Below are 18,551 nucleotides of genomic sequence, written 5' to 3' on the forward strand. Positions count from 1 at the left end.
TCCCGCCCTGCATTGCGCTTGTCACAGACTTAGATCTTGCCGACCAGGTCCAGGGACGGAGCCAGAGTGGCCTCGCCTTCTTTCCACTTGGCTGGGCAAACTTCGCCTGGGTGAGCAGCAACGTACTGAGCAGCCTTGATTTTGCGCAGCAGCTCGGAAGCGTCACGGCCAACGCCGCCATCGTTCAGTTCAACGATTTTGATCTGGCCTTCAGGGTTGATCACGAAGGTGCCACGATCCGCCAGGCCAGCTTCTTCGATCAGCACGTCGAAGTTGCGGGAGATGACCTGAGTCGGGTCGCCGATCATGGTGTACTGGATTTTGCCGATGGCTGGCGAAGTGTTGTGCCAGGCAGCGTGAGCAAAGTGGGTGTCGGTCGAAACGCTGTAGATCTCTACGCCCAGTTTCTGGAAGGCGGCATAGTTGTCAGCCAGGTCTTCGAGCTCGGTTGGGCAAACGAAAGTGAAGTCGGCCGGGTAGAAGAACACTACGGACCATTTGCCTTTCAGGTCAGCGTCCGAGACTTGTACGAAGTCGCCGTTTTTGAACGCGGTAGCTTTGAACGGTTTTACTTGGCTGTTGATGATAGGCATTGATGACTCTCCGTCAGGGTTGTGAATTCGATGGGTGAATCCTACCCAGTCACTCGACGGATGGCTCATTGGCAAACCTGATGCTGCTGATTTGTTTTCGCTATTAGCTGAGGATATTAATAGAAGAAAACGATATCTACGGCGACAGCGGCTTATCCGTAATCCGGGCCATCCCGTGAAAGGGGCTCGCTTCAACATAGCGCATGGCGGACTTCATATCCTTCCATCCCACGTAACTCATCAACGATTTGAGGTCCCAGCCGCTTTGATGGGCCCACGTTGCGAAGCCGCGACGCAGGGAATGGCTGGTGTAGCGCTCGGCAGAGATCCCGGCGCGCTCCAGGGCCTGACGCAGCAACGGAATCACGCTGTTGGCGTGCAAGCCCTCTTCGCTCAGATTGCCCCAGCGATCGACGCCGCGAAACACCGGGCCCCGCACCAGCGCCGCTTCGGTGATCCATTCGATATAAGCCTGCACTGGGCACAGCTTCAACAGCGCCGGGGCCTGATAGGTCTGCCCGAGGTTTTCCCGATCGCCCTTGCTACGCGGCAGGTACAGGGTGATGCCGCTGCCGGCGTGCGCCTGCACGTGCTCGATCTGCACCCGACACAGCTCATCGCTGCGAAAGCCACGCCAGAAGCCCAGCAGGATCAAAGCGCGGTCGCGGCAGGCTCGTAGCAGCAGCGGCCGGTCCTGTTTTTCCCGGGCGTCTTTCATTTCCTGCTCTAGCCAGGTGACGGTCTGCTCAAGATCTCGCAGCTGGAGTGGCTCGGCCTGTTTTTCCTGCGCGGGATGCAGGGCGCGAATGCCCTTGAACACTTTGCGTACCACCGGCGACTTGGTGGGATCGGCGAAGCCCTGACTGTTGTGCCACTGCGCCAGCGCCGACAGGCGCAACTTCAGCGTGTTGACCGACAGCACGCCCGCATGCGCCACCAGATACCGCGCGATGCTGTCCGCTGTCGCCGGCAGAAAACCTCCCCACGCAGATTCGAAGTGTTCGATGGCCGCGCGATAACTGCGGCGAGTGTTGTCACGGGTGGCGGCTTGCAGATAGCGATCGATATCGCTCATGGGCTGATTTTCTCGTGGCGTACTGAGGGTTCGTGCGAAACCGATTTTATGGGTTTCACATGGGGTAATACCAGTATATCCCGTCCGTTTATCAGCGCTTATTTCACTTTATTTTCAACATGGTACACTGCGTACTTTGGTGGCATGTACCACAGTACGAAATGGTAGGAGCAAATATGGCCCGTGGCGGCGTTAATAAAGCAGTGGTACAGATCGCGCGCGCAGCGATCCTCGCCCGTGGCGAACACCCCAGCATCGACGCAGTACGCATCGAACTTGGCAATACGGGTTCAAAAACCACGATTCATCGCTATCTGAAAGAGCTGGATGACGGCAGCGAACCGGCCGATCCTTCGGCAGAACCCATCGATGACGAGCTGCTGGCACTCGTTACGCGCCTTGCCCAACGCCTGAAAGAACAGGCGCAGGAACCGATTGACCAGGCGCGCGAGCAGTACGAGCAACAGCGTCAGGCACTGGAGGACGAGCTGAATCAGCTTCGTCAGGATCATGTGCAACTGGAGAAGAAGCACGACATTCAGGCTGCCGCGCTGGCCAAGGAATCCGAAGCGCTGAGCGATACCCGCTCGATGTTGCAGACCGAGCAGACCCGCAACGCCGGGCTGAATCAGGCACTGTCAGACTTTGAATTGCGCCTGCAGGACAAGGACGAGCAGATCCGCTCCCTGGAAGAGAAGCACCTGCATGCCCGCGATGCGCTTGAGCACTACCGCAACGCCATCAAGGAACAGCGCGAGCAGGAGCAAAGCCGTCACGAAACTCAGGTTCAGCAGTTGCAGATGGAGTTGCGCCAGGCGCAGCAAAGCGCACTGGTACGTCAGGACGAGATCACTCAGTTGCACCGCGACAACGAACGTCTGCTGACCGAGAATCGCGGCACCGTGCGCGAATTGAGCCTGATGCAGGATCAACTCAAACAAAGCAATCAGCGCCAGGATCAACTGCTGGAGCAAGCGTCTCGCGTCGACAGCGAACGCACCCTCCTCCAGGAACGTTTGCGTGTGGCACTGCTGGAAAGCCAGACGCTCAAGCAGAACGTCGACGAGCAGTCGCAGCTCAATCAGTCACTGGAAAAGGAATTGGCCACGGCACAAGCCAGCCTGCGCCTGGCCACCACCGTTGCGGCAGCACCAGACGCAGTAGAACCGAAAAAGACTTAAGCGCCGACCGGCGTACGCATGGTGACAAACTCTTCGGCCGCCGTCGGGTGCACCCCGATGGTGTCGTCGAAGTCACGCTTGGTGGCGCCAGCCTTCAATGCGATTGCCAAACCCTGCACAATCTCGCCGGCATCCGGCCCTACCATGTGACAGCCCAGCACCTTGTCAGATTTGCCATCGACCACCAGCTTCATCAGCGTGCGCTCCTGGCAATCCGTCAGAGTCAGCTTCATCGGCCGGAAGCGGCTTTCGTAAACCACGACTTCGTGCCCCGCTTCCCGGGCCTCTTCTTCGGTCAGGCCGACGGTGCCGATATTCGGCAGGCTGAACACCGCCGTCGGGATCATCTTGTAATCCACCGGACGGTATTGCTCAGGCTTGAACAGGCGTCGCGCCACTGCCATGCCTTCGGCCAGCGCCACCGGCGTCAACTGCACGCGACCGATGACATCACCCAGTGCCAGAATTGACGGCTCGGTGGTCTGGTATTGCTCATCGACCTTGATGAAGCCCTTGTCGTCGAGCTGCACATCAGTGTTTTCCAGCCCCAGATTGTCCAGCATCGGACGCCGACCGGTGGCGTAGAACACACAATCCGCTTCCAGTACGCGACCATCCTTGAGAGTCGCTTTCAGGCTGCCATCCGACTGCTTGTCGATGCGCGCAATATCGGCATTGAATTGCAGATCCATACCGCGCTTGATCAGTTCTTCCTTCAAATGGTTACGCACCGAACCGTCGAAACCGCGCAAGAACAGATCCCCGCGATACAGCAACGTCGTGTTGGCGCCCAGCCCATGGAAAATCCCAGCAAATTCGACGGCGATGTAACCGCCACCGACCACCAGCACACGCTTGGGCAGTTCTTTGAGGAAGAACGCCTGGTTCGAGCTGATCGCATGCTCATGCCCCGGTATCTCCGGGATCTGCGGCCAGCCACCAGTGGCGATCAGAATATTCTTCGCAGTGTATCGCTCACCGTTGACCTCGACTTCGTGCGGACCAACGATTTTCGCGTGCGCTTCATGCAGGGTCACGCCACTGTTGACCAGCAGATTGCGATAAATGCCGTTCAGGCGATTGATCTCGCGATCCTTGTTGGCAATCAGCGTGGCCCAATCGAAATTCGCCTCGCCCAGGCTCCAGCCAAAACCCGAGGACTGTTCGAAGTCTTCGGCGAAATGCGCGCCATACACCAACAGTTTTTTCGGTACGCAACCGACGTTGACGCAGGTGCCGCCCAGATAACGGCTCTCGGCCACCGCCACTTTCGCACCGAACCCGGCAGCAAAACGCGCAGCCCGCACACCGCCGGAACCGGCGCCAATCACATAAAGGTCAAAATCGTAGGCCATTTCTATCTCCTCGGCAGGCGATCAGCATACCCGCCGTCGTCCATTGGGCAAGCACTCCTGCCGATATAGGGGCGGAAAATGAAAAAGCCACCCGAAGGTGGCTTTTTCGTACAGGCAGATCAGGCTTTATCAGTAAGCCTTGCCAGTCTTGTAGAAGTTCTCGAAGCAGAAGTTGGTTGCTTCGATGTAGCCTTCTGCACCACCGCAGTCGAAACGCTTGCCCTTGAACTTGTAGGCCATCACACAGCCGTTCTGGGCTTGTTTCATCAGAGCGTCGGTGATCTGGATTTCACCGCCCTTGCCTGGTTCGGTCTGTTCGATCAGGTCGAAGATGTCCGGAGTCAGGATGTAACGACCGATGATCGCCAGGTTCGACGGCGCGTCTTCCGGCTTTGGCTTCTCGACCATGCTGTGTACGCGGTAGATGTCGTCGCGGATCATTTCGCCAGCGATCACGCCGTACTTGCTGGTTTCCTGCGGATCGACTTCCTGAATGGCAATGATCGAGCAGCGGAACTGCTTGTACAGCTTGACCATCTGGGTCAATACGCCGTCACCGTCGAGGTTGACGCACAGGTCGTCCGCCAGTACCACGGCGAACGGTTCGTCGCCGATCAATGGGCGACCGGTCAGGATCGCGTGACCCAGGCCTTTCATTTCGGTCTGGCGGGTGTAGGAGAACGAGCACTCGTCCAGCAGCTTGCGGATACCGACCAGGTATTTTTCCTTGTCAGTGCCCTTGATCTGGTTTTCCAGCTCGTAGCTGATGTCGAAGTGGTCTTCCAGGGCGCGCTTGCCACGGCCGGTCACGATGGAAATTTCGTTCAGGCCAGCATCCAGAGCTTCTTCGACGCCGTACTGGATCAGTGGCTTGTTTACCACCGGCAGCATTTCTTTGGGCATGGCCTTCGTCGCTGGGAGGAAGCGAGTACCGTAACCGGCTGCTGGGAACAAGCATTTCTTGATCATATAAGTCCTTGAAAGGGCTGTGTGTACGAGTTTCGGCGCAGTCTAATCAGGCGGCGTGCACCTTACAATGCCCCGCACTGGCTAACCGATGTCAACATAGAGAAATAATCTGGCGGATAGTTCAATCCGCTCACAGAGGCTGCGCATTCAGCTTAGCCCAAAGATCTCGGAACGCCGCATCGACCTGCGCCCGCTCGCCCATTTACCGTTATCATGGCGCCTTTGAACCAGCCAACGAGGCCGCTAGATGTCCGCAGCAAAAATCATCAACGGGTACACCGTCGCCAAGGCGAAAGATGGCCAGTGGCATATCACTGCCGCCAACGGCGAAGACGTGTCCGGCCCGTTGCCCACAGAGGCGATGGCGATTGAAGTCGCCGCGGTGCTCGATTACACGCCCGCAGCTCCGAAACGTCGCGGCAAGGAACAAGACTGATCGGTAATGATGAAGGCCGGCCCTGCCATTGTGCAGGGCTTTTTTTGACTGCGCGAAAAGAAGTGGCCAATCGCTATAACCTTTTCCTGCCGGCGCTGTCATAGCGTCTAGCCCCCTCCTCCTCGAAGATGACATTGCCATGACCAACCGTTCCCTCATCAGTTTCCTGCCGCTGATTGCACTCGCCGCCCTGACCGGCTGTGCCACTTCGCAGACCACTTACCTGAACAATGGCGAACAAGGGTTGAGCATCGATTGCTCCGGCGAGGCCAATTCCTGGGCCACCTGCTATGAAAAGGCTGACGCGTCCTGCGCCGGCACCGGTTATCGCATCGTCGGGACTGACGGCACACCGGCGCCCAAGGAAGACGACAAGACGCTGGGCGTCGACGTCGGCAACTACAAAAACCGCAGCGTGGTAGTGGTCTGCAAGTAGACTTACATGTGAATTTCGGCGAACTTGATCCCCAGCCCGCGCACGACCTCGATCAGGTCGTCGAGCCGATTGAATGATTCGACTTCGTCGTTATCGTCGACCAGGAAGTAACTGCGCCCGGCGCTTTTCTTGAAAAACACGATCCACTCCCCCGGATTCGCCGGGTTCTGGATCACATGGGTAGCCGCAATAAGCCCTTCCTTGTGTCGCTCCCGCACCTGCTCTCTCTTCATTCACCGCTCCGGAAATGAAAATGCCGCCACAGCAACGCTGTGACGGCATCAATGTTGACTGATGACAGTCTATCAGCCGGAAATGCAGGCGGTGGCGGCTTTGCGCACATCCCCTGGACGCAGCGGCACATTGGACATCCGCTCATGCAGCTTGATGCTACTGCCACCGGAACGATCCTCGATATCGAACACCGCTGCCGGGCCCGACCCCAGCTTGCCCGGCACAATGACCCGAACCTCGTCCTTGTGCCGCTCTACCTGCAAGGCACCCCGGCTGTCGGCCAGCTTCTCTGACAGGCACTCAGCATATTCATGGGGCTTCTTGCCGGAAATGACGTTCATGGTCGGCAGTGTTTCATTGATTTCCGAAACGCTTGCGCAACCACCCATTGCCAATGCCAACGGCAGAATCACCACACCCCACTTCATACAAAACCTCCAATAAAGACCCTCCGACAGCATGAATGCCGTTTTTCTCCGAGGCTCACTGCATTTAACCCACATCGAATCGTGAATTCTGTTTTTAATTGTCAAAGCGCTGCCCGACGGCCGGATAATAACCTGTCCGGGCTGATAAACTGCGCCGATCGACAATGCTATCGTTTTGATTTTGTAGAAAAAGCCCTTCTGGAGGCGCCCATGAAATTCATTCACCAGCGCGAGCACCTCAACGAAGACGACATCGTCGTCATTCAATGCTCGCAAACCTGCAACATCCGCTTGATGAACGACGCCAACTTCCGAAGCTTCAAAAATGGCGGGCGCCACACCTATCACGGCGGCGCCTTTGACACGTTTCCAGCCCGCATCACCGCACCCAGCACCGGTTTCTGGAACATCACCATCGACACCGTCAACCGCCGCGCGATCAGCGTGACCCGCAAGCCAACCCTGACGCACTCGATCAAGATCATTCGCCGCTCGAGCTCCAAACTCAGCTGAGCGGTTCCGCCAACGCAGACAGGTAAGCATCAACGTGGCCCAAACAACCAAATACGTGATCAAGTACAAACTCAACGGTGAACGCCGCTTCGAGTTCGCCCAGCTGGAAAACGGCACGACGGAAGAAGCCAAGGCCGCACTGGATGCCCTGCACGGCCAGAGCGCTGATGAGATCAGCGACATCAGCGTCAGCAAGGCCCTGTAAGACCCGGGTGACAATTCGACCGCAAGCGGCGGAGTGTTGCGGCCGGGTGGACGACCCAGACTGATACCTGAATGCAAGCCAAGGAATCAGCATGTCACCCTCACCCGCCTCCCCGCTCGATGAGCTCGACTGGATCGCCCTGGAGCAGCAACTGGATCAGGACGGTTACGCCGTCATCCGCACGCTGCTGCGCCCGGAGACCTGCGATCGATTGAGTGCGCTTTACCCACAAAGCGAACCGTTCCGGTCCCAGGTGATCATGGCCCGCCATGGTTTCGGACGCGGGGAATACAAATACCTGCGCTATCCGCTTCCATCCGTGGTGGAACGCCTGCGCAGCGCGCTTTACTCGCGACTCGTGCCTCTGGCCAACCGCTGGCATGAACGAATGGGGCTGCTGGAGCGTTTTCCAGCGCAACACAGCGAATTTCTCGAGCGCTGCCACGCCGCCGGTCAACTGCGGCCTACCCCGCTCTTGCTGCAATACGGCCCGCAGGACTACAACTGTCTGCATCAGGATCTGTACGGCGAACATGCGTTTCCGCTGCAAGTGGCGATTCTTCTGTCAGAACCTGGCGAAGATTTCACCGGTGGCGAGTTCGTCATGACCGAACAACGTCCGAGAATGCAGTCGCGCCCGCTGGTGATGGACCTGAGAAAAGGCGACGCGCTGATCTTTGCTGTCAATCAGCGGCCAGTCAGAGGCGTGCGCGGTGATTATCGGGTGACCATGCGCCACGGCGTCAGCCGACTGCACAGCGGAAAACGGCATACTCTGGGCATCATCTTCCACGACGCGACCTGACGATCATGCAAACCACCTTCGATCTGTTCGCCGACACAGAATCCGAGCAGCCCCGGCGCGCCGAACAGATCGGCGAGCAATCCTGGGTGCTGCGCGGTTTTGCTCTGCCGCGAATCGAGCAGTTGTTGCCGGCCCTGGAATCGATCATAGCCTGCGCTCCGTTGCGCCACATGATGACGCCCGGGGGCTTCAGCATGTCGGTGGCCACCAGCAGTTGCGGTGCACTGGGCTGGATCACTGATCGCAGCGGTTACCGCTATTCATCCGAAGATCCAGTGAGCCATCGACCCTGGCCGGCGATGCCCGAGGTGTTTCGTGAACTGGCCCAGGCGGCGGCGAAAGGCGTCGGATTTGCCGACTTCAAGCCGGATTCCTGCCTGATCAATCGTTATATTCCGGGCGCGAAGATGTCGTTGCATCAGGACAAAGACGAAAACGCCTACGAAGCGCCGATCGTTTCGCTGTCATTGGGCCTGCCCGCGACGTTCCTGTTCGGCGGTTTCACGCGTGGTGACAGGAGCCAGAAAATCTCGCTACTGCACGGCGATATGGTGATCTGGGGCGGCGTCGACCGGCTGCGCTTTCACGGCATCCTGCCAATCAAGCCTGGCCGACACCCGCGCCTGGGCGAACAACGCTTCAACCTCACGTTTCGCGTCGCCGGATAATCCTGCAAAGTTTGACCGCAAGGGTCGGAGTGTTCCGGCCGGTGGCACTGGTTAACCTGAAATTCAACAGGTCAACGGACTCTCCATCATGAAAACGCTTACCACCTCGCTGATCACTGAAGACGATCCACGCTGGGCCGCTGTCGTGGCGCGCGACCCTCGGGCGGACGGCCAGTTTGTCTATGCCGTGAAAACCACCGGCATCTATTGCCGCCCCAGCAGCCTGGCTCGCTTGCCGAAACCGCAGAACGTCGAGTTTTTCGACACCGCCAAGGACGCCGAGGCAGCGGGCTATCGTCCCAGCAAACGGGCGAGCAAGGATCAGACCGAAGTCGCCGCGCAACATGCTGCGACCGTCGCGGCAGCCTGTCGCCAAATCGAAGCGTCAGAAAATCTGCCGGCGCTCAATGATCTCGCCGAGACCGCTGGCCTGAGCGCCTTTCATTTTCATCGCGTGTTCAAAGCAGCGACGGGCCTGACGCCCAAAGGCTATGCAGCCGCGCATCGCTCGCGCCGGGTTCGTCAGCGTCTGGCAGACGGCGGCTCGGTGACCGAAGCGCTGTATGACGCCGGCTTCAATTCCAACAGCCGTTTTTACGAGTCGGCCGATCAGTTACTGGGTATGAAACCCGGCGACTTCCGGGCCGCCGGCCAGAACAACGACATCCGCTTCGCCGTCGGCCAGTGCTCGCTCGGCGCCATTCTGGTGGCACAGAGCGAGCGCGGGATCTGCGCGATTCTGCTGGGCGACGATCCACACCAATTGGTGTGCGACCTGCAGGACCAGTTTCGCCGGGGCAACCTGATTGGCGCCGATGCCGAGTTCGAACAACTGATCGCCCACGTCGTAGGCTTCATCGAAGCGCCTGCCATCGGACTGGATTTGCCGCTGGATGTGCGCGGCACAGCATTTCAGGAGCGGGTGTGGCAGGCGCTGCGCGAAATACCGGTCGGCAGCACCGCCAGCTACGCGGACATCGCCTTGCGTATCGGCTCACCAAAAGCCGTGCGCGCAGTGGCCCAGGCTTGCGGCGCCAACAGTCTGGCGGTAGCGATCCCCTGTCATCGCGTTGTGCGCAGTGACGGCAATCTGTCGGGCTACCGCTGGGGCGTGGAGCGCAAGCGCGAATTGCTCGAGCGTGAAGGCAAACCCCGACTGTAATCAGCGATTCACATCAACTACAACTCGCCCCCGGAGTTGCCCCGCCAGCAACTTCGGTGCCGCGTCGATAGCTTCGCCGAGGCCGATTTCATGACTGATCAGTGGCAACAGGGCAAAATCCAGATCCTTCGCCAGACGATCCCAAGCCTCGATGCGCCGCGCCTTGGGCTGAGTCACGCTGTTGATCCCGGCCAGCGTCACGCCACGCAGAATGAACGGCGCCACGGACGCCGGAAAATCCATGCCCTGAGCCAGACCGCACGCAGCCACTGTACCTTCGGCCCGAGTGCTGGCACAGGCATTGGCGAGCGTGTGGCTGCCGACCGAATCGATGACGCCCGCCCAACGCTCCTTGGCCAGCGGCTTGCCGGGTTCGGACAGGGTGGCGCGATCAATGATTTCGCTGGCACCCAGTTGTGTCAGGTATTCGTGTTCCGACACCCGACCGGTCGAAGCGACCACGCGGTAGCCAAGCTTGCTCAACAACGCAATGGCAAAACTGCCGACGCCGCCATTGGCGCCGGTCACCAGCACTTCGCCCTGTTGCGCTGTCACGCCGTTACGTTCCAGCGCCATGATACACAGCATCGCCGTATAGCCCGCTGTGCCGATGGCCATGGCTTGCGCAGCGGTGAATGCCTTCGGCAGCGGAATCAGCCAGTCACCGTTCAGTCGCGCCTTCTGCGCCAGGCCACCCCAGTGGCTTTCGCCGACGCCCCAGCCATTGAGCAGCACCGCGTCGCCAACCTTGTAGTCCGGGTGTGAGCTGACTTCGACGGTGCCCGCCAGATCGATCCCCGGCACCATCGGAAACTTGCGCACCACCGGGCTGCTGCCGGTGATCGCCAGGCCGTCCTTGAAGTTCAGCGTGCTGTAAGCGACATCCACTGTCACATCGCCCTCCGGCAACTGCTCGTCGCTGATTTCCTGCAGGTTGGCGCGATAACCGCTGTCGTCTTTATCGATCAGAATGCCTTTGAACATGACTGCCTCTTATCGGTGAAATTAAGGATGTCGAGGCATTGGAATAGCACATTGCAACATTTTGCCCCACTCGACTTTTAGCCAATCGGGCGTGAACACCGAGCCAGCGCCCGCTGCTCAAGCTACAAATCTGTGCTGGTCATGGGGGTGGCTTTGCGTTAAAAAACCGGCTGCTACCGTCCCTGCCTGTTTTGTCGTCGGAGAAGCTATTCCATGAGCCAATGGCCTGATACCCGCATTCTTGACCTGTTCGGCATCGAACTGCCGATCATCCAGGGCCCCATGGCCGGAGCCACTAATTCATCCATGGTCAACGCAACTTGCAACGCCGGTGGCCTCGGTTCGATGCCGGCGGCGATGCTGACCATCGAGCAACTGCGCGAAGAACTGAAGACCATTCGCCAAGGCACGAGCAAGCCATTCAACGTCAATTTTTTCTGCCATCAAGCTCCGGGCGCGGATGAGCAAAAAGCCCGTGAATGGAAAAACCTGCTGGAACCCTACTATCGCGAACTGGGTGTCGATTTCGATGCGCCGACGCCGGTGTCAAACCGTGCGCCCTTCGATGCGACCGCCTGTGAAGTGCTGGAAGAATTTCGCCCTGAAGTGGTGAGCTTTCACTTTGGCCTGCCGGAAAAATCCTTGCTGGATCGGGTCAAGGCCACTGGTGCGAAAATCATCTCGTCGGCAACCACCGTCGACGAAGCGATCTGGCTCGAGCAGAACGGTTGCGACGCGATCATCGCCATGGGTTACGAGGCCGGCGGCCATCGCGGGATGTTCCTCAGCGCTGACCTGAGCAGTCAGGTCGGTACGTTTGCCCTGGTGCCGCAAGTGGTCGACGCGGTGAGCGTCCCGGTGATTGCGGCCGGTGCGATTGCCGATGCGCGCGGCGTCGCGGCGGCGTTCATGCTCGGCGCTTCGGCGGTTCAAGTCGGGACGGCGTATCTGTTTACCCCGGAAGCGAAAATCAGTGCGTCGCATCACAAGGCCTTACGCACCGCCAAGGAAAGCGAGACGGCGGTGACCAATCTGTTTACCGGACGCCCGGCGCGGGGGATTCTCAATCGGGTGATGCGCGAACTGGGCCCGATGTCGGACAAGGCCCCCGCTTTTCCGCTGGCTGGCGGTGCCTTGATGCCGCTGCGTGCAAAGGGCGAAGCAGATTTCAGCAACCTCTGGGCCGGCCAGGCCTTCACACTCGGCAAAGACCTCGGCAGCGCTGAATTGACCCGGCAACTGGCTGAGGGCGCACTGGCAAGACTGACGCGGTGATGAACCCGAACGGGTGAGGAGCGTGGCGCCCTCGCCCGGTTTAAAAGCAGTGCTTCCTGTTTGGCGGCATTTCGCTATATATTTCGCTATATAGCGTTTCACCTCTTCGCATCGGCGCAGTCTACCTTCCAATAACAACTGCCCACTGCACTTGCCACCCACGGAGCCGTTTCATGATCAATCGTGCCTCACGTTTTGCCCCTGCCCTGCTCGCGGTATTCGCCATCGGCGCTGCTCAGGCCGATGAAGTGCAAGTCGCGGTCGCGGCCAATTTCACCGCGCCGATTCAGGCGATTGCCGCTGACTTTGAAAAAGACACCGGGCACAAACTGGTCGCAGCCTATGGCGCCACCGGCCAGTTCTACACCCAGATCAAAAACGGCGCGCCGTTCGAAGTTTTCCTGTCGGCCGATGACACCACCCCGGAAAAACTCGAAAAAGAAGGCGACACCGTCAAGGGGTCGCGCTTCACCTATGCCATCGGCACCCTGGCGCTGTGGTCGGCCAAGGAAGGTGACGTCGACGCCAACGGCGATGTCCTGAAGAAAAACCAATACCAGCACCTGTCCATCGCCAACCCGAAAGCAGCGCCTTACGGTCTGGCCGCCACTCAGGTGCTGGAAAAACTGAAACTGACGAACGCCACCAAAGCCAAGATCGTTGAAGGCCAGAACATCACCCAGGCCTACCAGTTCGTGTCCACCGGCAACGCCGAGCTGGGCTTTGTCGCCCTGTCGCAGATCTACAAGGACGGCAAGGTCAGCAGCGGCTCCGCGTGGATCGTTCCGGCGAACATGCACGACCCGATCAAGCAAGACGCCGTGATCCTCAACAAAGGCAAGGACAATGCCGCTGCCAAGGCGCTGGTTGATTACCTCAAAGGCCCGAAAGCCGCTGCGGTCATCAAGTCCTACGGTTACCAGCTGTAAATGTCGCTGACGAGTGCCGATTTCGCGGCGATCTGGCTGACCCTGAAACTGGCGTCCCTGACCACCGCGATCCTGCTGGTCGTCGGTACGCCGATTGCCCTGTGGTTGTCGCGCAGCCGTTCCTGGCTGCGCGGTCCCATCGGCGCGATTGTCGCGCTGCCGCTGGTGCTGCCACCGACGGTCATCGGGTTTTATCTGCTGCTGGCCCTTGGCCCCAATGGCTTCATCGGGCATTTCACTCAGTGGCTGGGGCTTGGCACCTTGACCTTCAGCTTCACCGGCCTTGTCATCGGTTCGGTGCTCTATTCCATGCCATTCGTGGTGCAGCCGTTGCAAAACGCCTTCTCCGCAATCGGTATTCGTCCTCTGGAAGTGGCGGCGACCTTGCGCGCCAATCCCTGGGACACTTTTTTCAGCGTGATTCTGCCCCTGGCTCGCCCCGGCTTCATCACCGCGGCAATCCTCGGCTTCGCCCACACCGTCGGCGAATTCGGCGTAGTGCTGATGATCGGCGGGAATATTCCCGACAAGACCCGGGTGGTTTCCGTACAAATCTACGACCACGTCGAAGCCATGGAGTACGCACAGGCGCACTGGCTGGCCGGGGCGATGCTGGTGTTTTCGTTTCTGGTGTTGCTGGCGCTGTATTCCAGCCGCAAGACCCGCACGGGCTGGAGCTGATCGATGATTGATGCACGCCTGAAACTGGCCTGGTCGGGCTTCAGTCTCGACGTTGATCTGCAGCTGCCCGGTCGCGGCGTGACGGCGCTGTTCGGGCAGTCCGGCTCGGGCAAGACCACTTGCCTGCGCTGCATTGCCGGGCTTGAACGCGCGCCGCAAGCCTTTATTCGCGTCAATGACGAGGTCTGGCAGGACACCGAGAAAGGCATTTTCGTGCCGCCGCACAAACGCGCGCTCGGCTATGTGTTTCAGGAGGCCAGCCTGTTTGCGCACCTGTCGGTGCTGGCCAATCTGCAATTCGGCCTCAAGCGCATTCCCAAGGCGCAGCGCCGGGTCGACATGACCCAAGCCACCGAATTGCTGGGCATCGGCCATTTGCTGGATCGTCACCCTCAGCATCTGTCCGGCGGTGAGCGTCAGCGTGTCGGCATCGCCAGGACGCTGCTGACCAGCCCTAAGTTGCTGCTGATGGATGAGCCTTTGGCGGCCCTCGACAGTCAGCGCAAAAGCGAAATCCTGCCCTACCTGCAACGCCTGCACGACGAACTGGAAATCCCGGTGCTGTATGTCAGCCACGCGCAGGACGAAGTGGCCAGGCTCGCCGATCATCTGGTGCTGCTCAGCGACGGCAAAGCGCTGGCCAGCGGTCCGATTGGCGAAACCCTGGCGCGGCTCGATCTGCCGCTGGCCATGGACAATGACGCCGGGGTGATCATCGAAGGCCAGGTCAGCGGCTACGATGCCGACTATCAATTGCTCACCCTGCAACTGCCGGACTCGCCACTGAGCATTCGCGTGACCCACGCGCCGATGACGACGGGCCAAAGTCTTCGCTGCAAGGTACACGCGCGAGACATCAGCCTGACTCTGCAAAACAGTGAGTTCAGCAGCATCCTCAATCGACTGCCGGTTACGGTCGTCAGCGAGCAGCCGGCCGACAACGCCGCCCACGTGCTCATCCGCCTCGATGCCGGCGGGACACCGTTGCTGGCGCGCATCACTCGCTATTCACGGGATCAGTTTGGCGTGCATCCGGGCCAGTCATTGTGGGCCCAAATCAAGGCCGTCGCGGTGCTGGCGTAAACCCGCGGGCACGTCCGTCATGGCGTGCGGTCAATGGTTTTAACAGCCTGATTGCCGCGAAGGAAAATCCGCCATGCCCGATACTGCGCTCACCGAGGTATTGCCTTCGGATCTGCATTACGTCGATGACACCCAGCCGGGTATTAGCCGAAGAAAACTGCGCGGAAAATTCGCCCATTTCAATCCCGAAGGCCAGCGCATCACCGACCCTGACGAGATCAAGCGCATCAACTCGCTGGCCGTTCCGCCGGCCTACACCAACGTGTGGATCTGCGCCGACCCGTGCGGCCATCTGCAAGCCACCGGTCGCGATGCCCGTGGACGCAAGCAATATCGCTATCACGCTCGCTGGCGCGAAGTGCGCGACGCGGACAAGTATTCGCGCCTGCGCGAATTCGGGCTGGCGCTGCCCAAGTTACGCAAACAGCTGGAAGCGCTGCTGGCATCGCCCGGGTTCAGCCGCGACAAAGTCATGGCCACGGTCATCACGTTGCTCGACGCCACCCTGATTCGCGTCGGCAATACGCAATACGCGCGGGACAATCGCTCTTACGGCCTGACCACCCTGCGCAGCCGGCATGTCGAGGTCAACGGCAGCGCGATCCTGTTCCAGTTTCGCGGCAAGAGCGGCATCGAGCATCAGATCACAGTGAAGGACCGGCGATTGGCGCGGATCATCAAGCGCTGCCTGGAAATACCAGGGCAGAACCTGTTTCAGTATCTGGATGAAAACGGCGAGCGACACACCGTCAGCTCTTCCGACGTCAATACCTACCTGCAAACCCTGACCGGCGCGGATTTCACCGCCAAGGATTACCGGACCTGGGCCGGCAGCGCATTGGCGTTGGCGGTCCTGCGAGAGCTGCAATGGGAGTCCGAGAGCGAGGCCAAGCGGCATGTGGTCGAGATGGTGAAAGGTGTCGCCCGCCAACTGGGCAACACGCCGGCGGTCTGTCGCAAATGCTACATCCACCCGGCGGTGGTCGAGCACTTCATGCTCGGCGCCTTGGCCGAATTGCCGAAGCCGCGCGTCCGCAAGGGGCTGCGCAAGGAAGAAGTCGCGCTGGCCCTGTTTCTCGAACGCATGGTAGAGAAGGCAACAGCGCCTTGAAGCCTTCGCCCATCTCGAATAGGCTACGCCCTCCTACCTCCTCAGGACGACCGCAGAAGTGAACAACTAAGCCTTCAAAAATGTAATCGCGACACGCCGCTCAAGGCGCCTGTCAGTGCTCACAACATTTTTTGGAGGTGCCGATGACTCACGTCTCGCGTACGCCTGCTCTCGTCTCCCTGAACCAGCTGGGTTTTCAGTTCGCCAATGGCGAGACGATTTTCACTGCACTCAACCTGAAATTCGATCACACCCCGACCGCCATCGTCGGGCGCAATGGCGTTGGCAAAAGCGTACTGGCGCGCCTGATCGTCGGACAGTGGCAACCCACCACCGGTAGCGTGACGCGTTCCGTAACGACGACCTACGTGGCGCAAACCTTTATTGGCGCACCCGGCGAAACGGTCGCCGAGACCACCGGCAGCGCCGCCATTCTTGAGGCGCTCGAGCGCATGAAGAATGGCGGCGGATCGGCCGAGGATTTCGATCTCATAGGTGAACAATGGGACCTGGCAGAGCGCCTGCGGCGGATGCTCGATGACGCCGGGCTGACCGAGGTTGCCCTCTCCGACGAGACCGGCAAACTCAGTGGCGGCCAGCAAGCACGAGTCGCGCTGATTGGCGCGTTTATCAGCCAGGCTGAATTGCTGATCCTCGATGAGCCGACGAACCATCTGGATGCATCGGGACGGCAATGGCTGATGAACTCGCTTGAGCGCTGGCACACCGGGTTGATCGTCGTCAGCCATGATCGGCAATTGCTCGACCGGATGCAGCGTATCGTTGAGTTGAGCGCGTCGGGGGCTATCGAATTCGGTGGCAATTACTCGGCATTCCGCGAGCACCAGCGAATCTATCAAGCGGCGGCGCAGGCACGTCTCGATCAGGCCAGAAGCGAGCGTCAGCGCGAGCGGATTCGACTTCGCCGCGAGCACGACACGATACAACGCCATGCTGCCAACTCCCGACGCAATGCCGAAACCGCCAATATTGCCAGTTTCGAATACGTCGCGATCAAGGGCGCCGCACGGGAAATCATGGGGCATGTCCGTCAGGGACATCAGGCCCGCAAGTCCGAGCTCGATGCCCAGGTACGCGAGGCTTATGCCAAGGTACAGCCCGAGGACAGCGTGCTGATCAACCTGCCCGGGAGCGCCGTGCCCAACAACCGTCAGATCTGCACGCTGAGTGAAGCCCGATTGCCGTGGCTGCCGGGCGATGCACTGAATCTCACGATCCATGGCCCGATGCGGATCGCTGTCAGCGGTCCCAACGGCTGCGGCAAATCAACCTTGCTGAAGGTGCTCGCCGGGGAACTCGCACCCATCAACGGAACCGCCACAACACACGTGCCCTTAGCATTCCTGGATCAGCAGTTGGCCCAACTGGACGATCAGCGCTCCATCACCGAACAGCTGATGATGCAGGGAACTGCGCTGACCGAGGGCACTCTGCGCAGCTATCTCGCTCACTTGCAACTGGATGCAAGCCGCGCCACGAGCCCCTGCGCGTCATTGAGCGGTGGCGAACGCCTGAAAGCGGCGTTGGCACTGGCCTTGTGGCGATCGGATCCTGCGCAGCTGTTGTTGCTGGATGAGCCGACCAATCACCTGGATCTGCCTTCCGTGGAAGCATTCGAGCGGGCATTGCAGACATTTCCGGGCGCCATTGTCGCCGTTTCCCACGATCAGGATTTCCTTGAGGCGTTGAATCCGACCCACCACCTGCGCTGGCGGCAGTCAGGCTGGCAACTGCAACCGACGAACTGACTTGCCTATTTTTTGCACGATTGGTCAGGGCTTCTATAGTTGATCTGGTAGGAATCAGCTGCGGTGACGCCATGGAAGACATATTTGTCGTGAAGCGCTGCAACAAGATTGTCATCCACGGCCGGCGCGCCGGAGAAACGCTCCATGAGCCCGCCGAAGCCTTGGGCTGGTATCGCATCTGCGACACGCGAACCGGTGGTTTCATCGGCGATGGTTACGACCGGGAAGAAGACACCCGCAAGGAATGTCATCGGCTCAACACCGCCAGCTCGCAAGTGACCGCTCCCGAGTCGTCGGGCTGATAGCTGTCATTTACGGGTCTATACTCAAACCAGCTGAAGGAGCAGCGCCCCAACGGCAGAGAGCTCGCGCTTGGCGAGCTTTTTGCTGCTACCGAGCGGATTAATGAACGGAGGTGCTCCATGTCCGAAAAAGAGTCCATCACCACTCTGCTGACCTTGCTCGAGGCTCGGGAGGCGCGTCTCGCGGCAGCTTGCAAAGAGATCGCCGACTGGGTCGATCATCAAGGCGGACACCCGACCGCTCTGCGCATCCGCGACCGGCTGAACGATATCGACAAGGACACTCCCCTCATTCGCAGTACCTTGTCGTCGCTCAAACCCATTGATCGGCCACTACCACGCTTCAGATAGCTCGTC

General features: G+C 59.6%; 23 protein-coding genes. 16 read left to right on the forward strand and 7 right to left on the reverse strand.

All coding sequences use genetic code 11. From position 1 onward, the window contains the following. Window positions 1–29: 29 nt before the first annotated feature. Both ahpC and ACTJK9_RS22370 read right to left on the reverse strand, forming a co-directional pair. Complete coding sequence (ahpC, locus tag ACTJK9_RS22365; RefSeq protein WP_007958941.1) at window positions 30–593, reverse strand: alkyl hydroperoxide reductase subunit C; 564 nt, start codon at window positions 591–593, stop codon at window positions 30–32. 136 nt (window positions 594–729) lie between these two features. After that, entirely contained in the window at window positions 730–1,668 is a 939-nt protein-coding gene (locus ACTJK9_RS22370) for a site-specific integrase (protein ID WP_085610415.1), read from the reverse strand. 176 nt (window positions 1,669–1,844) lie between these two features. On the opposite strand from ACTJK9_RS22370, the gene ACTJK9_RS22375 reads away from it, so the two are divergent. Continuing rightward, on the forward strand, window positions 1,845–2,849 hold the full coding sequence (locus ACTJK9_RS22375; protein WP_064596934.1) for a DNA-binding protein: 1,005 nt from the start codon (window positions 1,845–1,847) through the stop codon (window positions 2,847–2,849). On the opposite strand, the gene gorA is transcribed toward ACTJK9_RS22375, so the two are convergent. Continuing rightward, window positions 2,846–4,204 (reverse strand): glutathione-disulfide reductase, encoded by a 1,359-nt coding sequence (gorA, locus tag ACTJK9_RS22380; RefSeq protein ID WP_085610417.1) that lies wholly within the window; start codon window positions 4,202–4,204, stop codon window positions 2,846–2,848. The two genes, ACTJK9_RS22375 and gorA, sit on opposite strands and share 4 nt — an antisense overlap. A 129-nt stretch (window positions 4,205–4,333) precedes the next feature. Next, a complete protein-coding gene (galU, locus tag ACTJK9_RS22385; RefSeq protein WP_039768735.1) occupies window positions 4,334–5,173 on the reverse strand; it encodes a UTP--glucose-1-phosphate uridylyltransferase GalU in 840 nt (279 codons plus the stop codon). A gap of 247 nt (window positions 5,174–5,420) precedes the next feature. Here galU and ACTJK9_RS22390 point away from each other — a divergent pair, with 247 nt between their 5' ends. Both ACTJK9_RS22390 and ACTJK9_RS22395 read left to right on the forward strand, forming a co-directional pair. Then, complete coding sequence (locus ACTJK9_RS22390; RefSeq protein ID WP_064596939.1) at window positions 5,421–5,609, forward strand: hypothetical protein; 189 nt, start codon at window positions 5,421–5,423, stop codon at window positions 5,607–5,609. Window positions 5,610–5,748: 139 nt separating this feature from the next. Further along, window positions 5,749–6,045: a hypothetical protein gene (locus ACTJK9_RS22395; protein ID WP_064596941.1), complete on the forward strand. Its 297-nt coding sequence runs from the start codon at window positions 5,749–5,751 to the stop codon at window positions 6,043–6,045. Between the two features lie 2 nt (window positions 6,046–6,047). Here ACTJK9_RS22395 and ACTJK9_RS22400 read toward each other — a convergent pair whose 3' ends face one another. Together ACTJK9_RS22400 and ACTJK9_RS22405 are read right to left on the reverse strand one after the other, a co-directional pair. Beyond that, a complete protein-coding gene (locus ACTJK9_RS22400; RefSeq protein ID WP_011334337.1) occupies window positions 6,048–6,278 on the reverse strand; it encodes a hypothetical protein in 231 nt (76 codons plus the stop codon). Between the two features lie 72 nt (window positions 6,279–6,350). Next, complete coding sequence (locus ACTJK9_RS22405) at window positions 6,351–6,707, reverse strand: hypothetical protein (protein ID WP_085610682.1); 357 nt, start codon at window positions 6,705–6,707, stop codon at window positions 6,351–6,353. A gap of 210 nt (window positions 6,708–6,917) precedes the next feature. Here ACTJK9_RS22405 and ACTJK9_RS22410 point away from each other — a divergent pair, with 210 nt between their 5' ends. The 5 genes from ACTJK9_RS22410 to ada all read left to right on the forward strand — a co-directional run bounded on the left by ACTJK9_RS22410 (window position 6,918) and on the right by ada (window position 10,060). Beyond that, window positions 6,918–7,220 (forward strand): DUF1883 domain-containing protein, encoded by a 303-nt coding sequence (locus ACTJK9_RS22410; RefSeq protein WP_007958929.1) that lies wholly within the window; start codon window positions 6,918–6,920, stop codon window positions 7,218–7,220. Between the two features lie 34 nt (window positions 7,221–7,254). Further along, window positions 7,255–7,425, forward strand: coding sequence for a hypothetical protein (locus ACTJK9_RS22415; RefSeq protein ID WP_178076440.1), 171 nt, complete (start codon window positions 7,255–7,257; stop codon window positions 7,423–7,425). A gap of 91 nt (window positions 7,426–7,516) precedes the next feature. Then, the gene (locus ACTJK9_RS22420; protein ID WP_409348353.1) at window positions 7,517–8,230 is read left to right on the forward strand and encodes a 2OG-Fe(II) oxygenase; all 714 of its coding nucleotides are present in this window, start codon (window positions 7,517–7,519) and stop codon (window positions 8,228–8,230) included. A gap of 5 nt (window positions 8,231–8,235) precedes the next feature. Then, window positions 8,236–8,898: a DNA oxidative demethylase AlkB gene (gene alkB / locus ACTJK9_RS22425; protein WP_440816301.1), complete on the forward strand. Its 663-nt coding sequence runs from the start codon at window positions 8,236–8,238 to the stop codon at window positions 8,896–8,898. Between the two features lie 88 nt (window positions 8,899–8,986). Next, window positions 8,987–10,060: a bifunctional DNA-binding transcriptional regulator/O6-methylguanine-DNA methyltransferase Ada gene (gene ada / locus ACTJK9_RS22430; RefSeq protein ID WP_085610420.1), complete on the forward strand. Its 1,074-nt coding sequence runs from the start codon at window positions 8,987–8,989 to the stop codon at window positions 10,058–10,060. Here the strand turns inward: ada and acuI are convergent, their stop codons facing one another. Then, the gene (gene acuI / locus ACTJK9_RS22435) at window positions 10,061–11,044 is read right to left on the reverse strand and encodes an acrylyl-CoA reductase (NADPH) (protein WP_085610421.1); all 984 of its coding nucleotides are present in this window, start codon (window positions 11,042–11,044) and stop codon (window positions 10,061–10,063) included. A gap of 213 nt (window positions 11,045–11,257) precedes the next feature. On the opposite strand from acuI, the gene ACTJK9_RS22440 reads away from it, so the two are divergent. From ACTJK9_RS22440 to ACTJK9_RS22475, 8 genes are all read left to right on the forward strand, one after another. Next, on the forward strand, window positions 11,258–12,319 hold the full coding sequence (locus ACTJK9_RS22440) for an NAD(P)H-dependent flavin oxidoreductase (protein WP_440816303.1): 1,062 nt from the start codon (window positions 11,258–11,260) through the stop codon (window positions 12,317–12,319). Window positions 12,320–12,492: 173 nt separating this feature from the next. Then, window positions 12,493–13,248 carry a molybdate ABC transporter substrate-binding protein gene (gene modA / locus ACTJK9_RS22445; RefSeq protein ID WP_440816306.1) on the forward strand — a complete coding sequence of 252 codons (756 nt, stop codon included), beginning with the start codon at window positions 12,493–12,495 and terminating at the stop codon, window positions 13,246–13,248. Beyond that, the gene (gene modB, locus ACTJK9_RS22450) at window positions 13,249–13,929 is read left to right on the forward strand and encodes a molybdate ABC transporter permease subunit (RefSeq protein ID WP_085646699.1); all 681 of its coding nucleotides are present in this window, start codon (window positions 13,249–13,251) and stop codon (window positions 13,927–13,929) included. It begins immediately after the preceding gene. Window positions 13,930–13,932: 3 nt separating this feature from the next. Beyond that, a complete protein-coding gene (gene modC, locus ACTJK9_RS22455; RefSeq protein WP_440816310.1) occupies window positions 13,933–15,012 on the forward strand; it encodes a molybdenum ABC transporter ATP-binding protein in 1,080 nt (359 codons plus the stop codon). 73 nt (window positions 15,013–15,085) lie between these two features. Then, a complete protein-coding gene (locus tag ACTJK9_RS22460; protein ID WP_440816313.1) occupies window positions 15,086–16,123 on the forward strand; it encodes a DNA topoisomerase IB in 1,038 nt (345 codons plus the stop codon). A gap of 143 nt (window positions 16,124–16,266) precedes the next feature. Beyond that, the gene (locus ACTJK9_RS22465; RefSeq protein WP_085610427.1) at window positions 16,267–17,892 is read left to right on the forward strand and encodes an ABC-F family ATP-binding cassette domain-containing protein; all 1,626 of its coding nucleotides are present in this window, start codon (window positions 16,267–16,269) and stop codon (window positions 17,890–17,892) included. A 71-nt stretch (window positions 17,893–17,963) separates the two neighbouring features. Further along, window positions 17,964–18,194: a hypothetical protein gene (locus ACTJK9_RS22470; RefSeq protein WP_440816315.1), complete on the forward strand. Its 231-nt coding sequence runs from the start codon at window positions 17,964–17,966 to the stop codon at window positions 18,192–18,194. Window positions 18,195–18,314: 120 nt separating this feature from the next. Then, entirely contained in the window at window positions 18,315–18,545 is a 231-nt protein-coding gene (locus tag ACTJK9_RS22475; RefSeq protein ID WP_039768768.1) for a hypothetical protein, read from the forward strand. Window positions 18,546–18,551: the final 6 nt, after the last annotated feature.

Origin of the sequence: Pseudomonas sp. 22082 (assembly GCF_052046055.1) — a bacterium.
Classification (GTDB): domain Bacteria; phylum Pseudomonadota; class Gammaproteobacteria; order Pseudomonadales; family Pseudomonadaceae; genus Aquipseudomonas; species Aquipseudomonas pharyngis.

Bases quoted from the DNA above. Each gene is read 5' to 3' on its own strand.
- ACTJK9_RS22465 (WP_085610427.1), top strand. From the start codon at position 16,267: ATGACTCACGTCTCGCGTACGCCTGCTCTCGTCTCCCTGAACCAGCTG.
- ACTJK9_RS22460 (WP_440816313.1), top strand. From the start codon at position 15,086: ATGCCCGATACTGCGCTCACCGAGGTATTGCCTTCGGATCTGCATTAC.
- ahpC (WP_007958941.1), bottom strand. From the start codon at position 593: ATGCCTATCATCAACAGCCAAGTAAAACCGTTCAAAGCTACCGCGTTC.
- ACTJK9_RS22475 (WP_039768768.1), top strand. From the start codon at position 18,315: ATGTCCGAAAAAGAGTCCATCACCACTCTGCTGACCTTGCTCGAGGCT.
- acuI (WP_085610421.1), bottom strand. From the start codon at position 11,044: ATGTTCAAAGGCATTCTGATCGATAAAGACGACAGCGGTTATCGCGCC.
- ACTJK9_RS22405 (WP_085610682.1), bottom strand. From the start codon at position 6,707: ATGAAGTGGGGTGTGGTGATTCTGCCGTTGGCATTGGCAATGGGTGGT.
- alkB (WP_440816301.1), top strand. From the start codon at position 8,236: ATGCAAACCACCTTCGATCTGTTCGCCGACACAGAATCCGAGCAGCCC.
- ACTJK9_RS22390 (WP_064596939.1), top strand. From the start codon at position 5,421: ATGTCCGCAGCAAAAATCATCAACGGGTACACCGTCGCCAAGGCGAAA.
- ada (WP_085610420.1), top strand. From the start codon at position 8,987: ATGAAAACGCTTACCACCTCGCTGATCACTGAAGACGATCCACGCTGG.
- modC (WP_440816310.1), top strand. From the start codon at position 13,933: ATGATTGATGCACGCCTGAAACTGGCCTGGTCGGGCTTCAGTCTCGAC.
- ACTJK9_RS22400 (WP_011334337.1), bottom strand. From the start codon at position 6,278: ATGAAGAGAGAGCAGGTGCGGGAGCGACACAAGGAAGGGCTTATTGCG.
- ACTJK9_RS22440 (WP_440816303.1), top strand. From the start codon at position 11,258: ATGAGCCAATGGCCTGATACCCGCATTCTTGACCTGTTCGGCATCGAA.
- ACTJK9_RS22370 (WP_085610415.1), bottom strand. From the start codon at position 1,668: ATGAGCGATATCGATCGCTATCTGCAAGCCGCCACCCGTGACAACACT.
- gorA (WP_085610417.1), bottom strand. From the start codon at position 4,204: ATGGCCTACGATTTTGACCTTTATGTGATTGGCGCCGGTTCCGGCGGT.
- ACTJK9_RS22410 (WP_007958929.1), top strand. From the start codon at position 6,918: ATGAAATTCATTCACCAGCGCGAGCACCTCAACGAAGACGACATCGTC.
- galU (WP_039768735.1), bottom strand. From the start codon at position 5,173: ATGATCAAGAAATGCTTGTTCCCAGCAGCCGGTTACGGTACTCGCTTC.
- ACTJK9_RS22375 (WP_064596934.1), top strand. From the start codon at position 1,845: ATGGCCCGTGGCGGCGTTAATAAAGCAGTGGTACAGATCGCGCGCGCA.
- ACTJK9_RS22395 (WP_064596941.1), top strand. From the start codon at position 5,749: ATGACCAACCGTTCCCTCATCAGTTTCCTGCCGCTGATTGCACTCGCC.
- modA (WP_440816306.1), top strand. From the start codon at position 12,493: ATGATCAATCGTGCCTCACGTTTTGCCCCTGCCCTGCTCGCGGTATTC.
- ACTJK9_RS22470 (WP_440816315.1), top strand. From the start codon at position 17,964: ATGGAAGACATATTTGTCGTGAAGCGCTGCAACAAGATTGTCATCCAC.
- modB (WP_085646699.1), top strand. From the start codon at position 13,249: ATGTCGCTGACGAGTGCCGATTTCGCGGCGATCTGGCTGACCCTGAAA.
- ACTJK9_RS22420 (WP_409348353.1), top strand. From the start codon at position 7,517: ATGTCACCCTCACCCGCCTCCCCGCTCGATGAGCTCGACTGGATCGCC.